Below are 1019 nucleotides of genomic sequence, written 5' to 3' on the forward strand. Positions count from 1 at the left end.
TACAGCATCTACGGCTGTTATGAGGTACAGTAGCAGCAACTAGCAAACCAGTTTCTTAAATGTTGAGGATTTATTAATTGGAGTGCAACTGAGATTAATCTATCAACCATTTCTGTTGTAGTTGGAGCAAAACTGCGTAAAAAAGATTTAAGTTGTGACCACCATAATTCAATTGGATTAAAATCGGGGGAGTATGAGGATAAACAAATAACTTTCGCACCTACAGCTTCAATCATTGGCACAATTGAATCTAATTTATGTGCGGATAAATTATCCATTACTACTACTGCTCCTGACCATAAATGTGGCACTAAAAACTTCTCAATAAATAATTCAAATGCAATGCCATCCATTGAACCATTCATTGTCATTAATGCAACTACTTTTTTAATACTAATTGCTCCAATTACTGTAACTTTTGAGCCTCTATAGAAGGGGTTAAGAGAGTAAGCTCTTGTTCCCATTTGTGAACGGGCATGAGACCTTGTTAACCCAAGCAGGACACCAGTTTCGTCCAAAAATACTAAATTTTCTGGCTCTATATGTTTGACCTTTTCCCAATAATCTAATCTTAAATTTAGGACTCTCTCTGTCCCCGCTTGGGTGCTCCGCTTTGTTTTTTTTTCCGATTTAATCCTAATTTCTGTAACGCACGGCACATTGCACTTTGACCTACCGAATTTCCAGTCTTGTCTGCAAATAATTCACATAACTCTATCAATGTTGCATCTGGATGTGATTCAACTAATTCTCTCAACTCTATATCAGCATTTGTTAAATGGCTAAATTGTGGCTTTCCTCGTGGCTTGGATTGTAAATTACCTTCAAGTTTTTGTTGTTTTACAAGCTTTTGCACTAAACTCTTTGAAACGGAAAAAATGTTAGCTACTTTCCTGATTGAGATGTTTTTCTGAAGATGTGCTGCAACTATTTTTTCTCGAAGATCGATAGAGTAGGACTTCATTTAAAAATATTTATCTTTTAATCTAGTGTACCTCATAATAGACGCAAGTGCTGTA

Annotated in this window: 2 protein-coding genes; both read right to left on the reverse strand. The window is 35.8% G+C overall.

Annotated elements, in window-relative coordinates:
• Positions 1-17: 17 nt before the first annotated feature.
• Positions 18-518, reverse strand: a complete 501-nt coding sequence (locus ACM0OX_RS35695) for a transposase (RefSeq protein WP_414519943.1) — start codon at positions 516-518, stop codon at positions 18-20.
• Positions 519-577: 59 nt separating this feature from the next.
• The gene (locus ACM0OX_RS35700) at positions 578-964 is read right to left on the reverse strand and encodes a helix-turn-helix domain-containing protein (RefSeq protein WP_414519945.1); all 387 of its coding nucleotides are present in this window, start codon (positions 962-964) and stop codon (positions 578-580) included.
• Positions 965-1019 lie beyond the last annotated feature (55 nt).

Source organism: Nostoc sp. PCC 9305, assembly GCF_963920915.1.
GTDB lineage: Bacteria > Cyanobacteriota > Cyanobacteriia > Cyanobacteriales > Nostocaceae > Nostoc.